This is a genomic window from Streptomyces sp. NPDC058289 (genome assembly GCF_042880975.1).
Lineage (GTDB): Bacteria > Actinomycetota > Actinomycetes > Streptomycetales > Streptomycetaceae > Streptomyces > Streptomyces stoeckheimensis.
Map to the genome: position 1 here is coordinate 1 of NZ_JBHVYI010000179.1, position 6,067 is coordinate 6,067.

Below are 6,067 nucleotides of genomic sequence, written 5' to 3' on the forward strand. Positions count from 1 at the left end.
TGTGCGGCACCGGAGGCCGCGGCCGAGTCGGCCTATGCCCGAGCGGCGGCCGCATCGTTCGCAGCCGAGCCGGCGGCGGCATCGCCCGCGGAAGCGGCCGCGTCAGCGGCCTGCGCCGCGAGGTCGGCCTTCTGGGCCACGGTGCGGACCAGCTGCACCATCGACTTGGCGGACTGCGCCGCCGCTCGGGCCGCGCCCGCCAACGCCATGTCCTTGGAGGCGCCGATCGCGGCACTGTACGCAGCGGTCGCGGCGCGTCCTGCCGCCGCGGCCGCCGCGGCTGCGGCCTGCGAGGCCGCCACCGAACGCTGCGCGGCGGCCTGCGCCGACCGCGAGGCCGACACCGCGGTCGCCGCTGCAGAGGCCGCACCCCTGGCCGCATCCGCGGCCTTGTTCGCCGCCCTGGCCGAGCGCTGGACGTCGTGTTCGGCGGCCTCGGCCTCGGCCTCGGCCTTGGCCTCCAGCGCCGCCTCCTTCGCCTTCTCGGACGCCTTGACCGCCTGCTGGGACATCTCGACGGCCTCATCGGTCTTCCGGCCGGCGCGGAGCCCCTCCTCCTCCACGACCTTGACCAGCTGCTGGACCGTCGCCGTCTCTTCGTCACGCGCCCGGGCGATGAACTGGCCCGTGTCCAGGAACCACCGGATCGCCCTCGGAGTCCCGTCGTCCAGTGCCCGCTGCGCGTACGCCCGTACCTGCGGCGACGCCGTCACGAGGATGGACGTCACCCGCACACGGTCGTCCTCCTCCTGAGCGGTGGACTGACCGCCGTTGAGGAGGGTCTCGACAGCGGCCGCGCCACCGGACAGTGCCACGCCGATGTCCTCGCGCGTCGCCTTGCCCGCCGTGACCAGTGAGCGCGTGCGCGTGAACCTGTTGTCCTCGGCCCGGGCGGCAGGGAGCTTGTCGTCGAGGAACGTCCTCACGTCCGCGGCGCTGCCCACCAGGGCCGCGGCCGCTGCGGTGCGGACGGCACGGCCGCCCGTCCGGTACGCCCAGACCACCTTGCCGCGGTCGGTGTCCGGCAGCCCGGATCCCTCGGGCACCGGGGCTCCGCTCGCCGCGTACGCGGGGCGGGTGAGGACCGTGCAGTTCGGCAGGGCGCAACCGGCAGCCACCCCGGCCAACGAGGCGAGCACCTGACGTCTGCCGCCCGGACGACCTCGGCGGGCTGCCAGGCTATGAGCACACCATCTGCTTCTGCGCGCAGGACCAAGCCGCCCGTGGCGCCGTCCCGTTCTGCGAAGCCAGTAGTCGCCAGCACGTGGCGGACCTCATCCAGCAGCTGCCGTCCGCTCTTGCCCACACCGGGCACTGTAAACGGGGTTGAAAACAGGCCGGCCCGGCGTGAAGCACGCTTCACACAGCTCGTCTTTCGCGGGCCGTTCGAGCGCCCGGCCAGGAGCGTTCAGGATTCCTGTACCTCCGCGGCCTCCCGGGTGCGGGCATGAGCACAGAGAGCACCCGCGGTGCCCACGGGGATGCGCATCCGGCGCAGCAGGTCACGTGTGGTGCGCAGGGTCAGCGTGCTGCGCCAGGTGATGCCTGGATGGCGGGAATGCAGGTGAGACAGGGCGCGGGTGCCGATTCCTGTAGCCAGGAGGTGGTTGTCGATGTCGATGCCGGTGATCACACCTTCACCGCAGGTGGGGCAGGTGCGGTAGTGGATCTGGCCGACGACCTTACGGACGTGAACCAGCAACAGGCAGTCCTCTTCCACACCCGCACCATCGCCAGGTATGCGGGTGGAGCAGAACTGGATGTCCCGGTAGGCGAGGAGCCTGCGCCGCAGCCTCCTGACGAAACCACCGCGACGCCCCTGCCGGGCCGCATGGGCGGCTGGCGCTGCGTCGACGTCGGGGACGGAACGGAACAGTGCGCTCGTGGGACGTGCGTGAATTCCGGACATGAATCCGCGTCTGCCCCGCCAGAGGCGACTGATGCCCTTCGCGACCGGCCGTTCCGGTGCAGCGCGTTCGACAGATGTTCGGCTGGGGCCTTGCTGTCACGGCGGTAGTCCCGGAGGGGGCTTCCCCCCATCCCTGATCGGCCGGCATGGGCCCGCTGGGGCTGTGGGAGAGCGCCGGTGTCAGTGCAGGGCTTGTGCGGCCGGCAGGATCCGGGCGTCCATGTTCACTTCCATCATGCGCAGGGCGGCGTCGGCCAGGTCCTGGTGGATGTGGGCGACGGCGTCACGGGCGACGGTGACCGTGAGGTGGCGGATGTGGGCGTCCAGGGCGGAGTAGAGCACGCACTGCTCGGTGACCTGCCCGCACATGACGAGGTGCGATACCTCGAGGCTTGCCAGGAGGTAGGCGAGCGGTGTCTCGTAGAAGATCGAGTGGCGTGCCTTGATGACGAAGTACGAGGCCTCGTCCGGCCGTACCGGCTCGACCAGGTCGGCGTGCGGGCCGGCGAGTGCTGCGTCCAAGGTCTCCCCGTGGTGGGAGCGCCACAAGCGCGGTCTTCGCCATGTCCACAAGCGTCTCAGACGCCCCGGAAGAAGCAACGCAGATCCGTGCCGGTCACGCAGTTCCGGGGCAGGTTCCTGGTCCAACAGGCCTGGTGACGAGGGTCAGGTGGCGTCGGCCGGTAGGCCGGCTTTCGGCGCTGTTCGGCAGGTCAGCTCTTGGCGCTGGGGACGGCAAGGGGTTCGCCCGGAGCCTTCTTCTTCGCCTTCTCCATCTGCTCGCCGAGTTCGGCGAGGCGGTTGCGACCCATGGCTTTGCGGACGTCGGGGAACCACTCCTTCTCCTCTTCCTCGACGTGGTGGCGGACGTTCTCGATGAGGACGGTCATCTTGGCTTCGAACCGCTCGTCGGCCGCGTCGAGGTCCTTGAGCTCGGAGAGCATCCACAGCACGACGTGGTGCTCCTCGATGCTCTCCAGGACGTGATCCTTGGTGTCGGGTGCGGCCTCCCGGGCGGCCGGGTAGAAGATCTTCTCCTCGATCCAGGTGTGCGTGGTCAGCTCGTCGATCACCTTGTCGGCGATCTTCCGCTTCTCCGCATGCGCGCCGTCACCGGCCTTCTCGAACTGCTTGAACAGCTTCTCCACCGTCTTGTGGTCTTCCTTCAGCAGCACGATTCCGTCCACCAGGTGCCTCCTGCGCTCCGTCGTAACGGGCAGCGCGGACGGCCACCCTGACGGCGTGTACCCGGTGATGAGCCGCGCGGACCGCCTCGGGCAGGGAATTGGTCCGGACGGGCGATCCGCCGGCGCCGTACGCTCCCCGCACACCACCAGTCGGCCTACTGCGGGAGCCCGTCCGGGCATAGCCGGGGACGGCCGGCAGCCGGCGGGTCCTGGCTGACGGGGAACAGGCAGAGGGTGCCGGTGATTTCCAAGATGCGCTGGAGCTGGGCGTTGGGGGCTGCCAGGCGGATGACGGTGCTGGTTTCCTGCGCTGCGCGCCGTACCGCGAGAAGCGCGTTGAGTCCGGAGGAGTCGCAGAACGTGATGCCACTGCAGTCGACCACGAGGTCCTTGGCCGGTGAGGCGTGGGCGAGTGCTTCGGTGAGGGCGACGTGCAGGGAGGGGGCTGTGTCAATGTCGATCTCTCCGGTGGGCCTGACCTCGACGGTGCGGTCCAGGACTTCCACGGCGATGGTGTTGCCGTCGGCTTCCGGGTCCGGGTGTTCGACCATGACGGTTCACTCCTTGGCTCTGTGGGTGTGCTCTCGGCCCCCGGGCTCGACGGCCGGTTGCCGGTCCGGGGGAGTGGGTCAGGTGTGGCGCTGGTCGTGGGTGTCCTGGCGGAGCTGGTCGGTGTGGCGGGTCAGGGCGTCGATGCGTGCGGCGAGGTCGGCGTCCTGGGAGCGCAGGTGGGGCCGGGTGTCGGCCAGTGGGCGGACGAGGCGGGCGGCGTCGTCGTGTGCGAGGGCCTGATTCAGGTCTCCCACGGCGCCCTCGGCGCCGGCGGGCAGGCCGGCGAGCGAGGTGACCTGCCCGGCGAGGCGGCGCAGGTCTGCGGCATTGTCACGGGCCCAGGCGGTCACGGTCCGCTCAGCGGCGCGGGTGGTACGGGTGGCCTGGACGCGCTGGTCTCCGGTGCTCCCGGCGGTGCCGGGGCGTAGGCGCAGGTAGCGGCGCTCGGCGGCCTGCCGGCTGGCGACTCCGAGGGGGCCCGCGAGGTCGGCCCAGCTCGCACCGTGCTCGCGGGCGGTTTCGATCAGTCCGCTCTCCCAGCCGGCCAGCTCCTCGCGGATCTTGCGCAGCATGACCAGTGCGGCCAGCGCCGGGTCCGGACCGGCGGCCGTGTCGGGTGAGGGATGCAGCCGGTCTCCGGGGGTGCCCGTGCGCGGATCTTGAGCGTCCTTTACGGCCTGGTTGATGGCTTCCAGGGCCGCGGCGGCAGCCACGAACGGGATGGGTGGGAGCGACTCGGCGGGCTCGTTCATAGCACTCTCCCCGTCCATGTCACCCTTCAGGTGACATCGTGCTTGTCATCGTTTCGATGACATGTTACAACAGGGGCACGTTGAAGCGCATTGGCAGTTTCTGCCTGAACCAACTGGAGGTGTTTCGCGATGTTGATGCGCACTGACCCGTTCCGCGAGATGGACCGGATCGTCCAGCAGCTGTCGGGTAGCTCGGGTACGTGGTCGAAGCCGTCGGTCATGCCGATGGACGCCTACCGGCAGGGCGACGAGTACGTGATCGCCTTCGACCTCCCCGGCGTGAACCCGGACGCGATCGACATCGACGTCGAGCGGAACATGCTGACCGTGAAGGCCGAGCGCCGGCCCACGGGCAAGTCCGACAACGTGCAGATGGAGCTCTCCGAGCGGCCCCTCGGCGTGTTCTCCCGCCAGGTCATGCTGGCCGACACCCTCGACACCGAGCGCATCGAAGCCGACTACGACGCGGGTGTCCTGACCCTGCGGATCCCGATCGCCGAGCGCGCCAAGCCTCGCAAGATCAGCATCGGCGGCGAGTCCGGCCGCAAGCAGATCTCCGGCTGAACCCACCCGCACCAGTCGGCAGCGGAGGGCGGGAGGAGCCGATCCCCCTCCGGCACCCCGCCCTCCGCCCCCCTTTCGCCCCTTCACCCCTTCACGGAGGTGTCGTGATGTCGATGCGCAGGGAGTCGTTCCTGGCCCAGGTCCAGGAACGCGGCGAGTACGAAACCACGTATGACGCCGATCGCGTTGCCCGCGTCGTCCTGGCTCTCCTCGGCGCCCATCTGGCCGGCAGCGTGCGCGCCGAGCTCGCGGCCCGGCTGCCGGAGACCTACGCCCTGATCCTCCTCAACCCCCTCCAGGCCACCGAGCCCCTCTCGCCCGAACGGTTCGTCCGCGCGACCGCGGCCTGGATCGAGGGCGCCACCGAGAGAACGGCCCTGTGGGACATCGGCGCCGTCCTGTCCACCGCGGCCGCAGCCGCAGGCGACGTCCTCACCCGGGAAGTCCTACTCCAGCTCCCGCCCGGCTACGACCTCCTCTTCGGCCACCCCCAGCCCACTTGAGCGAAATCGGCCGCAGACCCGAACCCTCGAAGAGAAAGGCAACCGCAGCCATGTACGACCAGCCTCGACCGAACCCGGCCCCACCCGCCATGTCGTTCGAGCAGATGCTGGAACGTGTGCGTTACGAGGGTGCGTACCCCACCCGCGAACGCGCCGAGGAAGCCGTCCGCACGGTCTTGGCCGCCCTCGGCAGGCAAGTCACCGGAGACGAACGCGTCGACCTCGCACAGTGCCTGCCCGTTGAGGCCGCGCTCACCCTCACCGCCCAGATCCCCGACACCGAACAGCTCACCGGCTGGGGCTTCGTCAAGGACCTGGCCACCCGCACCGGTGCCACCCCCGCCACCGCACGCTGGGACACCGGCGCCGTACTCGCCGTCGTCACCCGCCTCGCGGGGCCCGACCTCCTCGCCCGCATCCTCCACCAGCTCCCCGGCGGCTACGCCCTCCTCTTCGGCCAGGCGGAACTGCGCCAGGTCCAGCCTGCAGCCTGATCCGGCGCTCTGTTACAGCGGTGAGGGCCCGACCCCGATGCAGGGGTCGGGCCCTCAGTCCAGCAGTTGGTTCTACCACAAGTCACGGGTCAATAGTAGCAGTAAC

The 6,067-nt window shown here is 70.1% G+C and carries 8 protein-coding genes and 1 pseudogene; 3 read left to right on the forward strand and 6 right to left on the reverse strand.

Annotation, left to right across the window (positions count from 1 at the left end; genetic code table 11):
- Nucleotides 1–32: 32 nt before the first annotated feature.
- The 6 genes and pseudogenes from ACFVX6_RS40370 to ACFVX6_RS40395 all read right to left on the reverse strand — a co-directional run bounded on the left by ACFVX6_RS40370 (nucleotide 33) and on the right by ACFVX6_RS40395 (nucleotide 4,400).
- The gene (locus ACFVX6_RS40370) at nucleotides 33–1,118 is read right to left on the reverse strand and encodes an ALF repeat-containing protein (RefSeq protein WP_389699564.1); all 1,086 of its coding nucleotides are present in this window, start codon (nucleotides 1,116–1,118) and stop codon (nucleotides 33–35) included.
- A gap of 290 nt (nucleotides 1,119–1,408) precedes the next feature.
- Nucleotides 1,409–1,909 carry a hypothetical protein gene (locus tag ACFVX6_RS40375; protein WP_389699565.1) on the reverse strand — a complete coding sequence of 167 codons (501 nt, stop codon included), beginning with the start codon at nucleotides 1,907–1,909 and terminating at the stop codon, nucleotides 1,409–1,411.
- A 180-nt stretch (nucleotides 1,910–2,089) separates the two neighbouring features.
- A pseudogene (locus ACFVX6_RS40380) lies at nucleotides 2,090–2,455 on the reverse strand (isochorismatase family cysteine hydrolase); the annotation flags it as partial.
- Nucleotides 2,456–2,622: 167 nt separating this feature from the next.
- Entirely contained in the window at nucleotides 2,623–3,096 is a 474-nt protein-coding gene (locus ACFVX6_RS40385) for a hemerythrin domain-containing protein (protein WP_389699566.1), read from the reverse strand.
- A 155-nt stretch (nucleotides 3,097–3,251) separates the two neighbouring features.
- On the reverse strand, nucleotides 3,252–3,647 hold the full coding sequence (locus ACFVX6_RS40390; RefSeq protein ID WP_389699567.1) for an STAS domain-containing protein: 396 nt from the start codon (nucleotides 3,645–3,647) through the stop codon (nucleotides 3,252–3,254).
- A gap of 78 nt (nucleotides 3,648–3,725) precedes the next feature.
- Complete coding sequence (locus tag ACFVX6_RS40395) at nucleotides 3,726–4,400, reverse strand: HSP18 transcriptional regulator (protein ID WP_389699568.1); 675 nt, start codon at nucleotides 4,398–4,400, stop codon at nucleotides 3,726–3,728.
- A gap of 129 nt (nucleotides 4,401–4,529) precedes the next feature.
- Here ACFVX6_RS40395 and ACFVX6_RS40400 point away from each other — a divergent pair, with 129 nt between their 5' ends.
- From ACFVX6_RS40400 to ACFVX6_RS40410, 3 genes are all read left to right on the forward strand, one after another.
- The gene (locus ACFVX6_RS40400) at nucleotides 4,530–4,964 is read left to right on the forward strand and encodes an Hsp20/alpha crystallin family protein (protein ID WP_389699569.1); all 435 of its coding nucleotides are present in this window, start codon (nucleotides 4,530–4,532) and stop codon (nucleotides 4,962–4,964) included.
- A gap of 107 nt (nucleotides 4,965–5,071) precedes the next feature.
- Entirely contained in the window at nucleotides 5,072–5,467 is a 396-nt protein-coding gene (locus tag ACFVX6_RS40405; protein WP_389699570.1) for a DUF2267 domain-containing protein, read from the forward strand.
- 50 nt (nucleotides 5,468–5,517) lie between these two features.
- The gene (locus ACFVX6_RS40410; RefSeq protein ID WP_389699571.1) at nucleotides 5,518–5,961 is read left to right on the forward strand and encodes a DUF2267 domain-containing protein; all 444 of its coding nucleotides are present in this window, start codon (nucleotides 5,518–5,520) and stop codon (nucleotides 5,959–5,961) included.
- Nucleotides 5,962–6,067 lie beyond the last annotated feature (106 nt).

What these genes read in the sequence shown, in the direction of transcription:
- ACFVX6_RS40375 (WP_389699565.1), bottom strand. Translation starts at nt 1,909, where the DNA reads ATGTCCGGAATTCACGCACGTCCCACGAGCGCACTGTTCCGTTCCGTC.
- ACFVX6_RS40390 (WP_389699567.1), bottom strand. Translation starts at nt 3,647, where the DNA reads ATGGTCGAACACCCGGACCCGGAAGCCGACGGCAACACCATCGCCGTG.
- ACFVX6_RS40395 (WP_389699568.1), bottom strand. Translation starts at nt 4,400, where the DNA reads ATGAACGAGCCCGCCGAGTCGCTCCCACCCATCCCGTTCGTGGCTGCC.
- ACFVX6_RS40400 (WP_389699569.1), top strand. Translation starts at nt 4,530, where the DNA reads ATGTTGATGCGCACTGACCCGTTCCGCGAGATGGACCGGATCGTCCAG.
- ACFVX6_RS40405 (WP_389699570.1), top strand. Translation starts at nt 5,072, where the DNA reads ATGTCGATGCGCAGGGAGTCGTTCCTGGCCCAGGTCCAGGAACGCGGC.
- ACFVX6_RS40410 (WP_389699571.1), top strand. Translation starts at nt 5,518, where the DNA reads ATGTACGACCAGCCTCGACCGAACCCGGCCCCACCCGCCATGTCGTTC.